Genomic DNA, 19509 nt, shown 5'->3' with positions numbered 1-19509 from the left:
GATCACCCCTCCGAGGGCCCCAAATTAGGATGATCGCGCCGACGGGGACGAGCAACTTCCCTCGGATGGAACGAGGTTGCACTCTACTGGGTGACGTCCCGCCAACCCGTACGGCCCATTCGGCGGATGAACGCCACCGGCAGCCCGGTCCGAAGGCCCGCTGTTCGGTGAGGCCCGCTCAGCGCCGCCCGATCAGCGCCGCCCGCTCAGTGATGGCCGGTCACGCCGCCGTTGTCCCGGCGGTCCAGCGAGCGCTGCAGGGCGGCGGCGGCGAAGGGGTTCCGCTCGGCGGCCCGGCGGCGGCGCGGGGCGCGGACGGGGGTGGCGGCGGGGGCGGAAGTGGCGTGACGGTCGGCGGTCGGCGACATACCGGGCTCCTTGGAAGCGGCGCTGCGCGAACAGCGCGGGAGGGAGGAGGTGCCGCGCGCGGCGCGCCCCGGGAAGGGCGGCGGCACGACGGGCGGGAGGGTATGCGCGGAGCAGGGATCGCCTGCTCGTGAAGGCGCACGCGTACACGGGCCGCGCGCCCTGGCTACAGGGGCGGCACACCGTACGGCCCTTCCACGGTACGGCCACGCCCCGGCCGTGTCTGCACGAATACTTGGATTTCCTAGTATCTGAGACGGGCGTCACCCGGGAGAACGCGGCAGGGCCCGGACCGCCGTTCGAACGGCGGTCCGGGCCCTGTACGAGCCGGGAGGATCAGCCCAGGTCGACCGAGCGCGCGAAGCGGGCGCCGATCTCGGTGGCGATGGCCGACAGCACCTCCTGCGGGATCTCGGTGTCCACCGTGATGGAGGCCAGCGCACTGCCGCCGTCGCGGGCGACCTGCATGCCGGCGATGTTGATGCCCGCGTCGCCGAGGTGGCGGCCGAGCACGCCGACCACGCCGGGGCGGTCCTCGTACTTGAAGAAGGCCATGTGGTCGGTGAGCGCCACGTCCACGTCGAAGGCGTCCACGCCGACGATCTTCTGGGTCTGCTTGGGGCCGGCCAGCGTGCCGGAGATGGCGATCTCCTCGCCGTTCGCGAGCGTTCCGCGGACGGTGATCACGTTGCGGTGCTCGGGGCTCTCGCTGGAGGTGGTCAGGCGGACCTCGACGCCGCGCTCCTGGGCGAACAGCGGGGCGTTGACGTAGGACACCGTCTCCGCCACCACGTCCTCGAACACGCCCTTCAGCGCGGACAGTTCGAGCACCTTCACGTCGTGCTGGGTGATCTCGCCGCGGACCTCGACGTCGAGGCGGACGGCCACCTCGCCGGCCAGCGCGGTGAAGATCCGGCCGAGCTTCTCGGCCAGCGGCAGGCCCGGGCGGACGTCCTCGGCGATCACGCCGCCCTGGACGTTCACCGCGTCCGGCACCAGCTCGCCGGCCAGCGCGAGGCGCACCGACCTGGCAACCGCGATGCCGGCCTTCTCCTGCGCCTCGTCGGTGGAGGCGCCCAGGTGCGGGGTGGCGACCACGTTGTCGAAGGCGAACAGCGGGGAGTCGGTGCACGGCTCCTTGGCGTAGACGTCCAGGCCGGCGCCGGCCACCCGGCCCTCGCGCAGGGCGCCGGCGAGCGCCTCCTCGTCCACGATGCCGCCGCGGGCGGCGTTCACGATGCGCACGGTCGGCTTGACCTTGTGCAGCGCCTCGTCGCCGATCAGGCCGATGGTCTCCGGAGTCTTGGGGAGGTGGACGGTGATGAAGTCCGAGACCTCCAGCAACTCCTCCAGGGTGACCAGCTTGACGCCCATCTGCGCGGCGCGGGCGGCCTGGATGTAGGGGTCGTACGCGACGATCTTCATCCCGAACGCGGACATCCGCTGGGCGACCAGGACGCCGATCCGGCCGAGGCCGACCACGCCGAGGACCTTCTCGCTCAGCTCGACGCCGGTGTACTTGTTGCGCTTCCACTCGCCCTGCTTGAGCGCGGCGTTGGCCGGGGCGATGTTGCGGGCGACGGAGATCAGCAGGCCGCAGGCGAGCTCGGCGGCGGTGACGATGTTGGAGGTCGGCGCGTTGACGACCATCACGCCGGCCTTGGTGGCGGCGGCGACGTCCACGTTGTCCAGGCCGACACCGGCCCGGGCGACCACCTTGAGCCGGCGGGCGACGGCCAGCGCCTCGGCGTCGACCCTGGTGGCGGAGCGGATCAGGATCGCGTCGACGTCGGCGATCGCGGTGAGCAGCTCGGTGCGGTCGGCGCCGTTGCAGTGGCGGATCTCGAAGTCGGGGCCGAGGGCGTCGACGGTGGCGGGCGAAAGCTCTTCGGCAATCAGAACTACGGCGGTTTTGGATGTCACAGTGCTCACGACAGTGGGTCCCTAACTGTCCGGTTCCCCGGGCACGTAAGTGGCGTGGAGGGCGGGGAAGGTGGCATGCCGCGTAGGTAGACGCACGACGCTGTGGGCCTGACGCGCACTCGGAGTGTATCGACGGGCCAGGTGGCGGGCTGCTCCCGTCCGGCGAAATCACCCGGACGGGAGCAGCCTACTTGTACAAGCGCCGTACAGAATCGGACGCTGGCGGGTTCGGAGCCGGAAACGGCCCGGAGGAGGGTCAGGCCTTCTCGTTGACCCAGCTCATCAGCGAGCGCAGCTTCTTGCCGGTGGTCTCCAGCAGGTGGTTCTCGTCGGCCTTCTTGTACTCGTTGTACTTGGGCAGACCCGCCTTGTACTCGGCGATCCAGGTGTTGGCGAAGGTGCCGTCCTGGATCTCGGCGAGGACCTTCTTCATCTCGGCCTTGGTGGCGTCGGTGATGATCCGCGGGCCGGTGACGTAGTCGCCCCACTCGGCGGTCTCGGAGACCGACCAGCGCATCTTCTCCAGGCCGCCCTCGTACATCAGGTCGACGATGAGCTTCAGCTCGTGCAGGCACTCGAAGTAGGCGATCTCCGGCTGGTAGCCGGCCTCGACCAGGGTCTCGAACCCGGCCTTCACCAGCGCGGCGGTGCCACCGCAGAGGACGGCCTGCTCGCCGAACAGGTCGGTCTCGGTCTCCTCGGTGAAGGTGGTCTTGATGACGCCGGCCTTGGTGGCGCCCAGGCCCTTGGCGTACGACAGCGCCAGGTCGAAGGCCTTGCCCGAGGCGTCCTGCTCGACCGCGACGATCGCGGGGACGCCGCGGCCCTCCTCGTACTGGCGGCGGACCAGGTGGCCCGGGCCCTTCGGGGCGACCATGCAGACGTCGACGTCCGCCGGGGGCTTGATGAAGCCGTAGCGGATGTTCAGGCCGTGGCCGAAGAACAGGGCGTCGCCGGCCTTCAGGTGCGGGGCGATGTCGGCCGCGTAGACGTCGGCCTGGATCGGGTCCGGGACCAGGATCATGATGACGTCGGCCTCGGCCGCCGCCTCGGCCGGGGTGACGACGCGCAGGCCGGCCTCCTCCGCCTTGGCGCGGGACGTGGACTCCGGCTTCAGGCCGACCCGGACGTCCGCGCCGGAGTCGCGCAGCGACAGCGCGTGGGCGTGGCCCTGGCTGCCGTAGCCGATGACCGCGACCTTGCGGCCCTGGATGATGGACAGGTCGGCGTCGTCTTCGTAGAACAGCTCGGCCACGGGGGCACATCTCCTTGCGTGATGGTTGCCGGGTACGCGGTACTCACCGTATTCGCACCGGCAGGGGTGTGGGTCTTTGCTCGAAAGGTGCCGCGCGCCGGCGCGCCGTTGGAAGGGCGGTGGCGGGCGACGGGGGGGAGAGAGAGACGCGCCGGTCAGGCGCTGCGGTCCAGGGCGCGCAGCGAGCGGTCCGTGATGGAGCGCGCGCCGCGGCCGATGGCGACCAGGCCGGACTGGACCAACTCCTTGATGCCGTAAGGCTCCAGCATCCGGAGCATGGCCTCCAGCTTGTCCGAACTGCCAGTGGCCTCGATGGTCACCGCTTCGGGCGACACGTCGACGGTCTTGGCACGGAACAGCTGGACGATCTCGACGATCTGCGACCGGGTCTCGTTGTCGGCGCGGACCTTCACCAGGACCAGTTCCCGCTGGATCGCAGCGGACTGGTCGAGTTCGACGATCTTTATCACGTTCACGAGCTTGTTGAGCTGCTTGGTGACCTGTTCCAGCGGGAGGTCCTCGACGTTGACCACGATCGTCATCCGGGACACGTCCGGGTGCTCGGTCGAGCCGACGGCGAGGGAGTCGATGTTGAAACCCCGACGGGAGAACAGCGCGGCGATGCGGGCGAGCACGCCGGGCTTGTTCTCGACCAGGACGGAGAGGGTGTGCTTGGACATGGGATTCCTCAGTCGCACAAGAGGGGTCCGGCGGAGCCGGTCCCAGGAAGGGTGGCGGTGGGCGACGGGTGGGCGGGGCTCAGTCGAGATCGTCGCCGAAGTCGGGGCGCACGCCCTTGGCGAACTGGATCTCGTCGTTGCTGGTGCCGGCCGCGACCATCGGCCAGACCATGGCGTCCTGGTGGACGATGAAGTCGATGACCACCGGGCGGTCGTTGATCTCCATCGCCTGCTTGATGACCGCGTCGAGGTCCTCGGGGCGCTCGCAGCGCAGGCCCACGCAGCCCATCGCCTCGGCCAGCAGGACGAAGTCGGGGATCCGGGTGCCCTGGGCCGGCGGCTCGACGCCGTCGTGGCCGGGGCCGGAGTGCAGCACCGTGTTGGAGTAGCGCTGGTTGTAGAACAGCGTCTGCCACTGCCGGACCATGCCCAGCGAGCCGTTGTTGATGACCGCGACCTTGATCGGGATGTCGTTCAGGGCGCAGGTGACCAGCTCCTGGTTGGTCATCTGGAAGCAGCCGTCGCCGTCGATGGCCCAGACCGCGCTCTCCGGGCGGCCGGCCTTGGCGCCCATCGCCGCGGGGACGGCGTAGCCCATCGTCCCGGCGCCGCCCGAGTTGAGCCAGGTGCCCGGCTTCTCGAACCGGATGAACTGCGAGCTCCACATCTGGTGCTGGCCCACGCCCGCGGCGTAGATCGCCTCGGGGCCGACCAGCCGGCCGATCCGCTCGATGACCTGCTGCGGCGAGAGCTGCCCGTTCGGGGCCGGCTCGTAGCCGAGCGGGTAGGTCTTCTTCCACTCGTCGAGCCGCTCCCACCACTCGGCGTAGTCGCCCTTGTGGCCGGCGTCGAACTCGGCCTGGACGGCGACGATCAGGTCGGCGAGCACCTCGCGGGCGTCGCCGACGATCGGCACGTCCGCCGGGCGGTTCTTGCCGATCTCGGCCGGGTCGATGTCGGCGTGGACGACCTTGGCGTTGGGGGCGAAGCCGTCCAGCTTGCCGGTGACGCGGTCGTCGAAGCGGGCGCCGAGGGTGAACAGCAGGTCGGACTTCTGGAGCGCGGTGACGGCCGGGACGGAGCCGTGCATGCCGGGCATGCCCAGGTGCTGCGGGTGGCTGTCCGGGAAGGCACCGAGCGCCATCAGGGTGGTGACGACCGGGGCGCCGGTCAGCTCGGCGAGGATCCGCAGCTCGGCGGTGGCCTGCGCCTTGAGCACGCCGCCGCCGACGTACAGCACCGGGCGCTTGGCGGCGACCAGCATCTTCGCGGCCTCGCGGATCTGCTTGGCGTGCGGCTTGGTCACCGGCCGGTAGCCGGGCAGCGCGGTCTCGACCGGCCAGCGGAAGGTGGTGGTCGCCTGGAGCGCGTCCTTGGCGATGTCGACCAGGACCGGGCCGGGGCGGCCGGTGGCGGCGATGTGGAAGGCCTCGGCGATCACCCGCGGGATCTCGGCCGGGTCGGTGACCAGGTAGTTGTGCTTGGTGATCGGCATCGTGATGCCGCAGATGTCCGCCTCCTGGAAGGCGTCGGTGCCGATCGCCTTCGAGGAGACCTGACCGGTGATCGCGACGACCGGCACCGAGTCCATGTAGGCGTCGGCGATCGGGGTGACCAGGTTGGTCGCGCCCGGACCGGAGGTCGCCATGCAGACCCCGACCCGGCCGGTGGCCTGGGCGTAGCCGGTGGCGGCGTGACCGGCGCCCTGCTCGTGCCGGACCAGGATGTGGCGCACCTTGACGGAGTCCATCAGGGGGTCGTACGCGGGAAGGATGGCCCCGCCCGGAATGCCGAAGACGGTGTCCGCGCCCACGGCCTCCAGGGAGCGGATGAGCGACTGGGCGCCGGTCATGGTCTCGACGACGTGCTGGGGAGCGGGAGCGTTGGCGGCCGGGTTGTCCCCGCGGCGGGGGGATGCGGCGTGCTCAGTCATCTGCCTGTCTCTTCTCGGGTTTTGCCGGCCCGGTGCTGCGGGCCCCGGTGCTGCGAGGGTGGGGTCCCGGTCCGGGCCGAGCGCCGGCTCTGCCTCAATCGTCCTGCTTGATCCGACAAGTCGGACGTGCTCGGGCGGTCGGGGCCAGGGGTCTTGCAGAGGTGGAACAGCGTCAGTGCAACAAAAAACCCCTCGTGCCCAAGGGCATGCGAGGGGTGGCGCGTCGGTCTGTCACGAGCAGGGCGTACGAGCCCACTCAGCCGACGCGCCCGCCAAGTACGAGAATTCGGGTGCGCATGGCAACGACCTTCCTCCCGTGCGGGGCGGCATGTCAAGCAGGTGGGACGACCGTCTCGCCATGCGGACCACCCGACGGACCAGTAACGGCACGGTGTCCGGGCAGGTCAGAGCCGCCTTCGTGATGTGCGCCACGTCCCGGCGTGGCGCCCGTCCGGCCACTCGTCCGGGTGTCGCCAGTGTCGGGAGGGTACGGGCGGCGGGCCGGGAGCGGGCCCGCCTGCACGGGCAGCGGGTAGCCCCGGCAGGCCAGCGCCCGGCGCAGCCGGGGCTCGTCCAGCGCCGGGGCGAAGGCCGAGCCCTGGGCCTGCCCGCAGCCCAGCTCCCGCAGCGCGGAGACCTGCCGGGGCAGGTCCACCCCCTCGGCGGCGGTGGCCATCCCGAGGTCGCGGCCGAGCCGCAGCGCGTGCCCGGCGAGGGTGCGGCTGAGCGGGGACTCGCCGAGGTCCTGGACGAGCGTGCGGTCCAGCTTGAGCCCGTCCAGCGGCAGCCGGGCGAGGGCGCCGAGCGAGCCGCCGCCGGCGCCGTACCCGGCCAGCCAGGTGGAGACGCCGAGCCCGCGCAGCGCGGAGAGCCTGCGGCCGAGTTCGTCGGCGAGCGAGTCCGGGCCCATCCGGGCCACCTCGATCACCAGTTCGTCGGCCGGCAGTCCGCTGTCGCGCAGCGCCGCGGCCACCGTCTCGTACAGGCCGGGCGAGCAGAGCCGCTCCACGGAGAGCCGGACGGCCACCGGGACGGGCTCCGGCACGCCGCGGCCCCTGCCCGGCAGGCCGCGCCGCTCGACGGCCGCGCTGACCGCCTCCAGGACCAGCCAGCGGGAGAACCGGGTGGCCGCGTCGCCGTGCTCGGTCGAGCGCAGGAACTCGGCCGGGGTGAGCAGCAGGCCGCCCACCGAGCGCCAGCGGGCCTGCGCCTCGACGCCGGTCACCGCACCGCTGCCGAGGTCCACCACGGGCTGGTGGAGCAGCGTGAAGCCGCCTTCCCGGACGGCCAGCCGCAGCCGTTCCTCCAGCTCGGTGCGGCGCTCCAGGTCGGCCCGCATCGCGGGGGTGTAGAGCACCACCCGGCCCTTGCCCTCGGACTTGGCCCGGTACATCGCGAGGTCGGCGTTGCGCATCAGCTCGTCGGCGGCGACCCTGGGGTCGGCCGCCGGGCCGCGCTCGGGGGCGCCGAAGGCGATGCCGATGCTGGCGGCGACGCCGAGTTCGGCACCGCCGATCCAGTACGGCTCGGAGAGCGCGAGGCGCAGCCGCTCGGCCAGCTCCTGGACCTGGAGGCGGCCGAGCGGGCCGCAGACCAGCGCGGCGAACTCGTCGCCGCCGAACCGGGCGACGGTGTCCCCGCAGCGGACGGCGCCCTGGAGCCGGCGGGCGGCCTGCACCAGCAGTTCGTCGCCGACCTGGTGCCCGGCGGTGTCGTTGACCGCCTTGAAGCCGTCCAGGTCGAGGAAGAGCACCGCGATCCCGGCGCCCGGCTCGCCCTGTTGGCCGCGGGAGCCGAGGGTGGCCCGCAGCCGCTGGGTGAACAACGCCCGGTTGGGCAGGTCGGTGAGCGGGTCGTGGAAGGCGTTGTGCTGCAACTGGGCCTGGAGCATGACGCGTTCGGTGACGTCCCGGCTATTGAGCAGCAGGCCGTCGCGGTGTCTGCTGACGGTGGACTCGACGTGCAGCCACTCGCCGGCGCCGGAGCTGATCCGGCACTCGACCCGGGCGGAGGGCTCGGCGGTGCCTGGGCTGCGGTGGGTGGCGAGCCGGGCCCTGGCGAGGTAGCGGCGGACCTCGGAGAGCACCCGGTCGACGTCCTCGGGGTGGACCAGGTCCAGCAGGTTGCCGCCGACCAGTTCCTCCGGGTCCCGCCCGTAGACGCCGAGCGCGGCCGGGGAGACGTAGGAGAGCACTCCGTTGGCGCCGGCGATCATGATGACGTCGCTGGAGCCCTGCACCAGGGAGCGGAAGTGCGCCTCCTTGTGGGCGAGTTCCTGGGCCAGCGACAGGTTGTCGAGGAGCATCACGCCCTGCCTGAGGATCAGCGCCAGCCCGACGGTGCAGGCCGCCGCGGCCACCACGCGGTCCAACTCCCGACCGCCGAGGGCGTTGTAGAGGATTCCGGCGGTGCAGACCGCGGCGGCCGCGTACGGGGTCAGCGCGCTGAAGGTGGTGGCCACCCGGCGGTGCGGCAGGCCGCCGGCCGAGGGGTGCTCGCGCAGCGGACGGCGCCAGCGCGGCGACCACGGCGCCCAGGCCAGCAGCAGACTGCCGGAGAACCAGCCGGCGTCCAGCAGTTCGCCCGAGTGGTAGGTGTTGTGCAGCTCCGGGGAGGTGAACAGGGCGTCGCAGGTGACGGTGACGGCGAGCGCCAGCATCGCGGTGTGCACCGCCGCCCGGTTGCCGTCACGACCGCCGAAGCGCAGCCCGACCACCAGGCTGACCAGCAGGATGTCCAGCACCGGGTAGGCCAGGTTGAGGGCCAGGCGCAGGGGTGAGCAGTCCTCGCCGGCCGCGATCCGGCCGAGCGCCAGGCTCCAGCTGAGGGTGAACAGCGAGCCGGCGATCAGCCAGCCGTCGAGCATCAGGCAGAGCCAGCCGGCCGCCGTGCGCGGGTGCTGGGCCAGCACCAGGACGCCCGTGATGGCGAGCGGGGCGAACAGCAGGAAGGCGTACTCGGCGAGCGAGCCCCGGGGCAGTGGGGTGCGCACGACCAGCTCGTACCAGCCCCAGGTGCCGTTGCCGAAGGCGACCATGAGCGAGGAGAGGCCGAACAGCAGCCAGGCCGGGCGGGCGTGACCGCCGACCGCACGGCCGTACACCAGGCAGGACAGCGCGGCCGCCAGGGCCGCCGCGGCCAGCCCGAAGTCGCCCATGAAGGCTGACAGTTGGCGCGATCCCCAGCCGGCGGCGGCGCCCGCGGCGTAGGCCAGGCAGAGCCCGCCCAGGACGAACCCGGGCAGCGCGCGGCTGTCCCGGAGCCGGCACCGCGGGCTGCGGCGGGCGGGTGCGGGCACGTCGGCGGCGGACGTGCCGGTGTGCGGCGCGCCCGGCCGCCCGGTTCCGGGCAGCACCGTTTCGGTGGAGCTCACTCGGCCTCTCCCCCTCCGGCCCGGGGCCTCGCGCCCCGGCCACGGACCACCGGCCGCGCACCTCTCGGACGTGCGCGGTGGCCTGGCGCCCCGTCAGGACGGCGGCCCAGGGGGCGGACGGCCTGCCGGTCGCCGCACCGTACCGATGCTCCCAAAATGGACCCTACACCAATTCCGTCACTCAATGACACGCACACTCAACTTAGAGTAATGGCGAAAGAGTGGGGAAATGCCCCTGATTCCTACGGATCGGCCCGGTTCGCGGCGGCGCGCGGGCGGGGGCTCACGCGGCGCGCACGGGAGCACGTGGCGGCGCCCGAACACCGGTGCCAGGACGGACGAACAGCGGCCCCGGACCGGCCGAAGCCGGCCCGGGGCCGTGGTGGAGCCCTGTTCAGCGGCCCGAGGCGGCCAGGTCGTCCGGGAACAGCCGCAGCCGGTGCGCCAGCGCGGCCGCCTCGCCCCGGCCGCCGACCGCGAGCTTGCCGAGGATGTTGGAGACGTGCACGCTCGCGGTCTTCGGAGAGATGTACAGCTCCTCGGCGATCTGCCGGTTGGTCCAGCCGCGCGCGAGCAGTCGGAGCACGTCCCGCTCACGGGGGGTGAGGTTGAAGGAGTCCCCCGCGGCCGGGGCCGGCACCGCCGCGGCGGCGGCCGTCCGCTCGGCCCGGGCGAGGCTCAGCCCGGCCCGCTCGGCCAGCGCGGCGATCTGCCCGCCGAGCACCCTGTCGTTCCGGACGGCCGCCAGTTCGGCCGCCTCGCGCAGCAGTTCGGCGCCGGCCTCGCGCCGCCCGGCCTGCACCTCGGCCTCGCCGGCCCGCAGCAGGGCGAGCGCCAGCGGGTACGGCAGCCCGGTCGGCCGCAGCGCCTCGACCGCGGCGGCCCACCGCTCCGGGGTGTCGGCGCCCTCGGCGCGGGCCAGTTCGGCCTCCAGCAGCCGGGCCCAGCCGTGGTGCAGCGGCGCCCGGGGCCGCAACTCGGCGGCGGCCGCGGCGATCGCGGCCAGCGCCCCGGGCCGGCCCGCCTCGGCCTGCGGCAGGCCCCGGCTGTCCGCTTCCACCGCGGCGCCCTCGGCCAGCAGCGGGTAGACGTCGGACTCGTGGCCGGGCCGGCCGTCGTCCGCCAGCGCGGCAAGCAGTTCGGCCCGGGCCTCCAGCGGCCGGCCCCCGAGTGCCGCGAGCCGCACCGCCAGGCGGCTGATCGGCACGCTGTGCTGGACCTGGCCGACCCGGTTGGCCGAGCGGGCCTGCGCCAGCATGGTCGCCGCGGTCGGCAGGTCCCCCTTGAGCAGGGCGAGTTCGCCGCGCATCCGGTCCAGGAACTCGGCGTGGGTGCCGCTCAGACTGGTCAGCTCGCAGGCGGCGAGCACCTCGGCGGCCTCCCGGACCCGCCCGAGGTCGGTCAGCGCCTCGACCAGGTTGCCGGTCAGGATGGTGCCGATGTTGCGCAGCAGGCCGTTGCCGTCCGCGAACTCCAGGCCCTCCCGGGCCAGCCGGACCGCGTCCTCGGGCCGCCCCAGCCCGCGCTGCATGCTGGCCAGGTTGTTGATGCCGCGCAGCAGCAGGTCGGGCACGCCCAGCCGGCGGGCACGCTCGACCGCACCGGCAAGCTCGGCCAGCCCGCCCTCGGCGTCGCCCTGCACGTCGTAGCGCAGGCCGCCGAGGGTCATCCGGGCGTGCACCTCGACCGAGTGCGCGCCCACCTCCTGGGCGATCCGGATCGCCCGCTCGGCCAGGTCGATCGCCTCGGCGGTGGGCTTCTTGAGCATCGCCGTCCCGGCACCGAGCGCCAGCACCTCGGCCTGGACGGCGGACGGCGGCAGGTGCTCCACCAGCCGCAGCGCGTGGGCGATCTCCTCCTCGTCGCCGGAGCGGCGCAGGCTGCCGAGCATCCGGGCCCGGTTGATCCGGAACCAGGCCGCGCGCACCGGGTGTTCCGTCTCGTCGACCAGCCGCAGCCCGCGCTTGGCCAGGCTCAGGCCACGCTCGCGGTCGCCGCAGCGCCGGGCCGCGACCACCGCCTCGGCCAGCACGTCGACCAGCTGGATCCGGTCGCAGTCCTCGTCCGCGGCACTGTGGTCGCAGGAGCCGGGCGGGTAGGTCTCGGCCCAGTCGTACGGGCGCAGGGTGTGGGCCAGCACCTCCTCGGAGACCAGGTCCCACAGTTCCAGGGCCCGTTCCAGCATGCCGAGTTGCTCGGCGAAGGCGTTGCGGCGGCGGGCCGCGCGGGCGGCGTCCAGGGCGGTCGGCAGGGCGCGGGCCGGATCGTGCGCGTGGTACCAGTAGTTGGCCAGCCTGGCGGGCAGTGCGTCGCCGGGGACCAGCTGCGGCTGGGCCTCCACGGCGAGCGCGAACCTGCGGTTGATCCGGTGCCGCTCGCCTGGCAGCAGGTCGTCCGAGACCGCCTCGCGGACCAGCGCGTGGCGGAACCGGTAGCCCTCGCCCTCGCTGTCCGGGCGCAGGATGTTGGCGCCGACGGCCGCCCGCAGCGCCTCGATCAGCGCCTCCTCGTCGTCGTCCAGGACGGCGGCCAGCAGGGCGTGTTCGACGTGCGAGCCTCCCTCGGCGGCGATCCGCACCACCCGCTGGGCCTCCTCGTCCAGGCCCTCGACCCGCACCAGCAGGATGTCCCGCAGCGAGTCGGTCAGCCCGGCGCCGAAGCCGTCCTCGAAGGCGGTGGCCAGCTCCTCGACGAAGAACGGGTTCCCCTCCGAGCGGCGGTGGATGCGGTCCACCAGCTGGCGGTCGGGGGCGGTGGTGCCGAGGATGCCGGCCAGCTGGGCGGCCACTTCGCGGCGGTCGAACCGCGCCAGCTCCAGCCGCTGCACGGTGCGCAGCCGTTCGAGTTCGGCCAGGAAGGGGCGCAGCGGGTGCCGGCGGTGCAGGTCGTCGGTGCGGTAGGTGGCGACCAGCAGCACCCGGGAGCGGTGCAGGGTGCGCACCAGGAAGGCGAGCAGCTCGCGGGTGGAGCGGTCGGACCAGTGCAGGTCCTCGACGGCGAGGACGAGGGTACGCTCCGCGCCGAGCCGCTCGAACAGCCTCGCGGTGTGCTCGAACAGCCGGGCCCGGCTGTACTCGTCGTTGGGTTCGCCGTCCACCTCGCCGAACTCGGAGAGCAACCGCGCGAGATGGCCTTCGCTGCCGGCCGCGGCGGCCTCCAGTTCGGCGCCCAGCGAGCGGTGCAGTCGTCGCAGCGCGGCGGCCAGCGGCGCGTACGGCAGGCCCTCGGCGCCGACCTCCAGACAGCTGCCGAGCGAGGTGACCGCCCCCTGCGCGGCGGCGCGCTCCAGGAACTCCTCCAGCAGCCGGGTCTTGCCGACCCCCGCCTCGCCGCCGATCAGGACGGCCTGCGGGCTGCCGGTGCCCGCGCGGCGCAGTGCGTCGGTCAGCTCGGTGATCTCGCTGCCGCGGCCGACGAAGACGGGGCTGACCGATGTCTGCTGCATGGAGGCGAGCATGCCATAGCCGGTGGGGACCGGCCGAGGGGTTATCTCCCAGCGCGAACGGGGTGCGGGGCCCGAACGCCCGGAGGGGGAGACGCTCACTCGCAGCGTCTCCCCCTCCGGAGCTCCTTCGGCACCGTCCTGGTGCCGAACCGTCAGCATTCGGGCCGACGCACGGGGCGCCGCTGGAAGCGGGCGGCCACCGGGCGCTGCCGCAGGCGGCGCGCCTCCTTGGCCTCGCGCACCAGGCGCTCGTGCTCGGCGCGGGCCACGAGCTCGTGGGCCTCTTGCTGGAAGGTCTGGTACTCGATCATTTCGGTTCCCCCTGCGGGTCTCACTGCGTTTCGCCGTTTCGCTGACGAGTAAGAGCTTCCTCTGCCAGTGGGGGGTGCCGCATCGGGAGCCTGCCGCATCTTCCGGGGCCCGGATGCCTTAGATCGGGCGCAGATCGGGCGCCGGAAAAGGTTTAAGGCCCGGCCGCACCTCATTACAGAGGTGAGACCGGGCCTTAGGCCTTACTTAGAGGGCCTTAGATGCCTTAGGCGCCTTAGGAAGACAGGGTTGACAGCCTAGGTGACGCCTCAGCGGTGCCTCAGGCGGACACGCCCGGCTTCTCCGGGCTGTGCTCACTGTCCTTCCGCGGCAAGCCGCTCCAGGATCAGGTCCTTGACGCGGGCCGCGTCGGCCTGGCCGCGGGTGGCCTTCATGACCGCACCGACCAGCGCGCCCACGGCCTGGACCTTGCCGTCGCGGATCTTGGCGGCGATCGCCTCGTTCTCGGCGATGGCCTGGTCGACGGCGGCGCCCAGCGCGGAGTCGTCCGAGACCACGGCCAGGCCGCGCTTCTCGACGATCTCGTCCGGCTCGCCCTCGCCGGCCAGCACGCCCTCGATGACCTGGCGGGCCAGCTTGTCGTTCAGCTTGCCCTCGGCGACCAGCGCGGCGACCCGGGCGACCTGCGCCGGGGTGATCGGCTGCTCGCTCAGCTCGGTGCCGGTCTCGTTGGCGCGGCGGGCCAGCTCGCCCAGCCACCACTTGCGGGCCTGGTCGGCCGGGGCGCCGGCCGCGATGGTCTCCTGGATCAGCTCCACCGCACCGGCGTTGAGGACGGACTGCATGTCCTTGTCGGACAGGCCCCACTCGGCCTGGAGCCGGGCGCGGCGCACCCGCGGCAGCTCGGGCAGGGCGGCGCGCAGCTCCTCGACCCACTCGCGGGAGGGGGCCACCGGCACCAGGTCCGGCTCGGGGAAGTAGCGGTAGTCCTCGGCGTTGTCCTTGATCCGGCCCGAGGTGGTGGTGCCGTTGTCCTCGTGGAAGTGGCGGGTCTCCTGGACGATGGTGCCGCCGTCGGTCAGCACGGTGGCGTGCCGCTGGATCTCGAACCGGGCGGCCCGCTCCACGCTGCGCAGCGAGTTGACGTTCTTGGTCTCCGAGCGGGTGCCGAAGGTCTCGGTGCCGTTCGGGCGCAGCGACAGGTTGACGTCGCAGCGCATCTGGCCCTTGTCCATCCGGGCCTCGGAGACGCCGAGCGAGCGGATCACCTCGCGCAGCTCGGCGACGTACGCCTTGGCGACCTCGGGGGCGCGCTCACCGGCGCCGACGATCGGCTTGGTGACGATCTCGATCAGCGGGATGCCGGCCCGGTTGTAGTCGAGCAGCGAGTGGGTGGCGCCGTGGATGCGGCCGGTGGCCCCGCCGACGTGGCTGGACTTGCCGGTGTCCTCCTCCATGTGGGCGCGCTCGATCTCCACGCGGAAGGTCGAGCCGTCCTCCAGCTGCACGTCGAGGTAGCCGTTGAAGGCGATCGGCTCGTCGTACTGCGAGGTCTGGAAGTTCTTGGGCATGTCCGGGTAGAAGTAGTTCTTCCGCGCGAACCGGCACCACTCGGCGATCTCGCAGTTCAGCGCCAGGCCGATCTTGACGGCCGACTCGACGCCGATCGCGTTGACCACCGGCAGCGAACCCGGCAGGCCCAGACAGGTCGGGCAGGTCTGGCTGTTCGGCTCGGCACCGAGCTCGGTCGAGCAACCGCAGAACATCTTGGTCTTGGTACCCAGCTCGACGTGGACCTCAAGGCCCATCACCGGGTCGTACGACGCGAGAGCGTCCTCGTAGGAGACCAGGTTCATGACGCTCACAGCGTCCCTTCGTTCAAAAAGACTTGGGGGGTACGGGCCCGGCCCCCGCTCGCGCGGGGCCGGGCCGGGGCCGCTCAGCCCAGCAGCACGTCGTCGGAGCCCAGCTGACGCAGCTCGCGCACCAGCAGGGCGGTGCCGGTGACCAGCGCGGCCGCGCCGACCAGCGCGTTGACCAGCTTGAGGGTGTCGCTCTCCTCGCGGGCCTTGCGGATGTCCTTGGTGATGGAGATCGCGCCGAACGCGCTGCCGCCGATGGACAGCCACAGGCCGGGCTTGCTGTGCTTCCACCCCTTGAGCGAAGCGGACTGGGCCTTGGCCTTCTCGATCTTGCTCACAGTGCCGGTGCCTCCTCCAGCAGGGTGTGCCCCCACTTGTCGTTGAGTGCGGCCTCGACGGCGCCGCCCACGCGGTACAGGCGGTCGTCCGCCATCGCGGGTGCGATGATCTGCAGGCCGACCGGGAGATTGTCCTCCGGCGCCAGACCGACCGGCAGCGACATGGCCGCGTTGCCCGCCAGGTTCGACGGAATCGTGCACAGGTCCGCCAGGTACATCGCCATCGGGTCGTCGGCACGCTCGCCGATCGGGAAGGCGGTGGTCGGCGTGGTCGGCGAGACCAGGACGTCCACGCCCGCGAAGGCCGCGTCGAAGTCGCGCGAGATGAGCGTGCGGACCTTCTGGGCCGAGCCGTAGTAGGCGTCGTAGTAGCCCGAGGACAGCGCGTAGGTGCCCAGGATGATGCGGCGCTTGACCTCGGGGCCGAAGCCGGCCTCGCGGGTCAGGGCGGTGACGTCCTCGGCCGAGCGGCTGCCGTCGTCGCCGACCCGCAGGCCGTAGCGCATCGCGTCGAAGCGGGCCAGGTTGGAGGAGCACTCGCTGGGCGCGATCAGGTAGTACGCCGGCAGCGCCAGGGTGAAGGACGGGCAGGAGACCTCGACGACCTCGGCGCCCAGCTCGCGCAGCAGCTCCACCGACTCGTTGAAGCGCTGCATCACGCCGGCCTGGTAGCCCTCGCCGGCGAACTCCTTGACGACGCCGATCCGCATGCCGCGGATGTCACGCATCCTGGCGGCCTCGACCACGGCCGGGACCGGCGCGTCGATCGAGGTGGAGTCCAGCGGGTCGTACCCGGCGATGGCCTCGTGCAGCAGCGCCGCGTCCAGCACGGTACGGGCGCACGGGCCGCCCTGGTCCAGGCTGCTGGAGAACGCCACCAGGCCGTAGCGGGACACCGAGCCGTAGGTCGGCTTGACGCCGACGGTGCCGGTGACGGCGCCGGGCTGGCGGATCGAGCCGCCGGTGTCGGTGCCGATCGCCAGCGGGGCCTCGAAGGCGGCCAGCGCGGCGGCCGAACCGCCGCCGGAGCCGCCGGGGATGCGGGAGAGGTCCCACGGGTTGCCGGTCACGCCGTACGCGGAGTTCTCGGTGGAGGAGCCCATCGCGAACTCGTCCATGTTGGTCTTGCCGAGGATGACCACGTCAGCGTCCTTGAGACGGCTGGTCAGCGTGGCGTCGTACGGCGGGATCCAGCCTTCGAGCATCTTCGAGCCGCAGGTGGTCGGGATGCCCTTGGTGGTGAAGACGTCCTTGAGCGCGAGCGGGACGCCGGCCAGCGGGCCCAGCTCCTCGCCCTTGGCGCGCTTCGCGTCGACGGCCTTGGCCGCGGCCAGCGCGCCCTCGGTGTCGACGTGCAGGAAGGCGTTGACCTTCTTGTCGACCGCGTCGATGCGGTCCAGGTGGGCCTGCGCGACCTCGACGGCGGACACCTCGCCCTTGGCGATGGCGCCCGCGGTCTCGGCGGCGGTCCACCTGACGATCGGAGTGTGGATCGGCTCGGTCATCTCGGTCAGTCCTCCCCGAGGATCTGCGGTACACGGAAACGCTGCTCCTCGGCGGCGGGGGCGCCGGACAGCGCCTGCTCCGGGGTGAGCGACGGCCGCACCTCGTCCGCACGCATGACGTTGGTCAGCGGCAGCGGGTGGGAGGTCGGCGGGACGTCCTGTCCGGCGACCTCGGAAACGCGGGCGACCGCGCCGATGATCACGTCGAGCTGCTCGGCGAAGTGGTCCAGCTCTTCGGGCTTCAGCTCAAGACGCGACAGCCGGGCGAGGTGGGCGACCTCCTCGCGCGTGATGCCAGGCATGCAGCGATCCTCAGGGTGAGTTCTGGTGAGACCCGGCGGTGCCTTGCGGGCGGTGCCGGGCCCGGGCAGGAGCAGCCGGGTTCGGCGCTCCGTCCTCATGGTCTTTGGACCCATCCTATGGGGCCCGTCCCCCACCCCGGCCAACGAGTGAGCCGCGGCGCCCGCCACCGGCTCGGCCGCGACGTCCGGCGGGCGCTACTGCGGCCTGCTGCGGGCCCAGCCCTGCGGCTTGATCTCCCTGTGCGCGGCCTGCGCCACCCGGGCCACCGGCGGCAGTGTGGGCGGGAGGGTCGGCGGCAGCACCGGCGGCCTGGCCGGCTGGACGATCGGCTTGGCGTTCTGGACCGGCTGGAAGCCGGCGTGCAGCTGGGGCGGCACGCCGAGCCGCTCCACCGGCGGGGCGCCGTTGCGGTGCACCCGCAGCCAGGCGGTGGCCTGCTCGGCCGGCAGCGCGGCCGACACCAGCCAGCCCTGGACGGCGTCCACGCCCATGCAGTGCAGCCGCTCCCAGGTCTCGTCGTCCTCGACGCCCTCGGCGACCACGGTCAGGCCCAGCGAGTGGGCGAGCTCCACCGAGCAGCGGACCACCGCCGCGTCGTGGTCGTCGGCGACCATCCGGGAGACGAAGGAGCGGTCGATCTTCAGCTCGCCGACCGGCAGGCTCCGCAGCCGCACCAGCGAGGAGTGCCCGGTGCCGAAGTCGTCCAGGGACATCCCGACGCCGTAGCCGCGCAGCTCGGCCAGGGTGTCGGCGGCCCGCCGGGAGTCGTCCAGCAGCAGCCGCTCGGTGATCTCCAGCTGGAGCGCGTGGGCGGGCACCTGGTGGCGCACGAGGTGGCCGGCCACCCGCTGGGCGAAGCCGGGGTTGAGCACGTCGCGCGGCGAGACGTTGACCGCGACCTGCACCTGGAGACCCTGGTCGCGCCAGTACGCGAGCTGGCCGACGGCCGCCTCCAGCACGTAGTCGGTGAGCCGGGGCATCAGTCCGCTGGATTCGGCGAGCCCGACGAACTCGTCCGGCGAGACCTTCCCCTGGCCGGGCCGCTCCCAGCGCAGCAGCGCCTCCAGTCCGACCACCCGGCCGTCGAAGGCCACCTTCGGCTGGTAGTGCAGCTGCACCTCGCCGGTCTCCAGCGCCCGGCGCAGGTCCCCCAGCAGCCCGATCCGGTACGGGGTGTCGGCGTCCTGGGTCTCGTCGTACTGGGCGACGCCGCAGCATCCGCGCTGGGCGTGGCCCATCGCGACGTCGGCCCGGCGCAGCAGCGACTCGGCGTCCTGGGCGTGCTGCGGGTAGACGCAGACGCCGCCGCTGGCCTCCAGGACGAGCAGCAGCCCGTCCAGCCGGATCGGGGCGGCCAGTTCGGCGATCAGCGCCTTGGCGACCCGCTCCAGGCTGTCCGGGCAGTTGATGCCGGGCAGCAGGACGGCGAACTCGTCGCCGCCCATCCGGGCCACCATCGGGCGGCCGCGGCGGTAGTGCCGGGGCAGGCCGGCGAAGACGTCCTCGATGGACTCCCGGGTGGCGCTGCCGGCCGGGCCGCCGGAGCGCAGCGCCCGGTGCAGCCGGCGGGCGATGTGAACCAGCAACCGGTCACCTGCCGTATGACCGAGTGTGTCGTTGAGTGATCGGAAGCGATCGAGATCGAGCAGGATGAGACCGACGCTGTAGCCCTGCTCACACCCCGCGATCGCCTCCTGGGCGGCCAGCAGCAGGGCCTGGCGGTTGGGCAGGTCCGTCAGCGGGTCGGTCAGTTGGTCGCGGGCGCGGTCCCGGGCGATCCGCCAGGCCGCCACCAGCACCGCCAGGGGCACGGCGAACAGCGGCAGCAACTCGGGTTCGTACCGGTAGACCAGGACGGCCAGGGGGATGAGCGGCGCGGCTCCGGCCAGCAGCACGCCGAGCAGCAGGACCGCACCCGCCACCCCCTGCGGCGGGCGTGTGGGCGCACCGCCGGTCGTACGATCCATAAGCCCTGTCCTCCGTCGGGCCCGCCCCGTCAGGCCGCCTTACGGTGAGGCACCGTGCCGGTACCGACAGCTGCCGGGCATGGAGCGACCCCCGAGGAGCACCGGCCCAGCCGGTGCCCCCACCCCTGCTGACACTCTGTTGCGCTCCAGGGTAAGCCGGGGTCCACCCGGTGGGCAGACTTTCGGACAACCGGAAACGCGCCACCGCGCACGGGTGTCGCACAGTGACACAATGCCCGCTTTCACTGCACGGCACCCGGTGACGCTGCATCAGGACGATAACAACACC

At 72.6% G+C, this 19509-nt stretch carries 13 protein-coding genes; all 13 read right to left on the bottom strand.

Translation table 11 applies throughout. The annotated features are described in order from the left end of the window. Window positions 1-206 precede the first annotated feature (206 nt). The gene (locus tag AB0O11_RS07700) at window positions 207-368 is read right to left on the bottom strand and encodes a hypothetical protein (RefSeq protein WP_363382932.1); all 162 of its coding nucleotides are present in this window, start codon (window positions 366-368) and stop codon (window positions 207-209) included. A gap of 334 nt (window positions 369-702) precedes the next feature. Next, window positions 703-2289 carry a phosphoglycerate dehydrogenase gene (gene serA, locus AB0O11_RS07695; protein WP_363383005.1) on the bottom strand — a complete coding sequence of 529 codons (1587 nt, stop codon included), beginning with the start codon at window positions 2287-2289 and terminating at the stop codon, window positions 703-705. 256 nt (window positions 2290-2545) lie between these two features. Then, window positions 2546-3544, bottom strand: a complete 999-nt coding sequence (gene ilvC, locus AB0O11_RS07690; RefSeq protein ID WP_363382929.1) for a ketol-acid reductoisomerase — start codon at window positions 3542-3544, stop codon at window positions 2546-2548. 155 nt (window positions 3545-3699) lie between these two features. Beyond that, complete coding sequence (gene ilvN / locus AB0O11_RS07685) at window positions 3700-4224, bottom strand: acetolactate synthase small subunit (protein ID WP_049657946.1); 525 nt, start codon at window positions 4222-4224, stop codon at window positions 3700-3702. Between the two features lie 79 nt (window positions 4225-4303). Next, the gene (locus AB0O11_RS07680; protein WP_363382925.1) at window positions 4304-6157 is read right to left on the bottom strand and encodes an acetolactate synthase large subunit; all 1854 of its coding nucleotides are present in this window, start codon (window positions 6155-6157) and stop codon (window positions 4304-4306) included. 331 nt (window positions 6158-6488) lie between these two features. Then, a complete protein-coding gene (locus tag AB0O11_RS07675) occupies window positions 6489-9401 on the bottom strand; it encodes an EAL domain-containing protein (RefSeq protein ID WP_363383003.1) in 2913 nt (970 codons plus the stop codon). 523 nt (window positions 9402-9924) lie between these two features. Next, window positions 9925-12975: an AAA family ATPase gene (locus AB0O11_RS07670; RefSeq protein WP_363382922.1), complete on the bottom strand. Its 3051-nt coding sequence runs from the start codon at window positions 12973-12975 to the stop codon at window positions 9925-9927. Window positions 12976-13127: 152 nt separating this feature from the next. Further along, window positions 13128-13286 (bottom strand): hypothetical protein, encoded by a 159-nt coding sequence (locus tag AB0O11_RS07665; RefSeq protein WP_363382920.1) that lies wholly within the window; start codon window positions 13284-13286, stop codon window positions 13128-13130. 312 nt (window positions 13287-13598) lie between these two features. Next, window positions 13599-15110: an Asp-tRNA(Asn)/Glu-tRNA(Gln) amidotransferase subunit GatB gene (gatB, locus tag AB0O11_RS07660; RefSeq protein WP_363382918.1), complete on the bottom strand. Its 1512-nt coding sequence runs from the start codon at window positions 15108-15110 to the stop codon at window positions 13599-13601. A gap of 74 nt (window positions 15111-15184) precedes the next feature. Beyond that, window positions 15185-15445 (bottom strand): hypothetical protein, encoded by a 261-nt coding sequence (locus tag AB0O11_RS07655; RefSeq protein ID WP_363382916.1) that lies wholly within the window; start codon window positions 15443-15445, stop codon window positions 15185-15187. Beyond that, entirely contained in the window at window positions 15442-16950 is a 1509-nt protein-coding gene (gatA, locus tag AB0O11_RS07650; RefSeq protein ID WP_363382913.1) for an Asp-tRNA(Asn)/Glu-tRNA(Gln) amidotransferase subunit GatA, read from the bottom strand. Before gatA ends, AB0O11_RS07655 begins: the two co-directional genes overlap by 4 nt. Window positions 16951-16955: 5 nt before the next feature. Continuing rightward, on the bottom strand, window positions 16956-17252 hold the full coding sequence (gene gatC / locus AB0O11_RS07645; protein ID WP_030057414.1) for an Asp-tRNA(Asn)/Glu-tRNA(Gln) amidotransferase subunit GatC: 297 nt from the start codon (window positions 17250-17252) through the stop codon (window positions 16956-16958). 195 nt (window positions 17253-17447) lie between these two features. Further along, the gene (locus AB0O11_RS07640) at window positions 17448-19220 is read right to left on the bottom strand and encodes a bifunctional diguanylate cyclase/phosphodiesterase (RefSeq protein ID WP_363382910.1); all 1773 of its coding nucleotides are present in this window, start codon (window positions 19218-19220) and stop codon (window positions 17448-17450) included. Window positions 19221-19509 lie beyond the last annotated feature (289 nt).

The sequence above is a fragment of the Kitasatospora sp. NPDC093102 genome (assembly GCF_040683915.1).
Taxonomy (GTDB): domain Bacteria; phylum Actinomycetota; class Actinomycetes; order Streptomycetales; family Streptomycetaceae; genus Kitasatospora.
The sequence above is the reverse complement of the archived record's forward strand: the minus strand, read 5'-3'. Positions and strand labels throughout refer to the sequence as shown.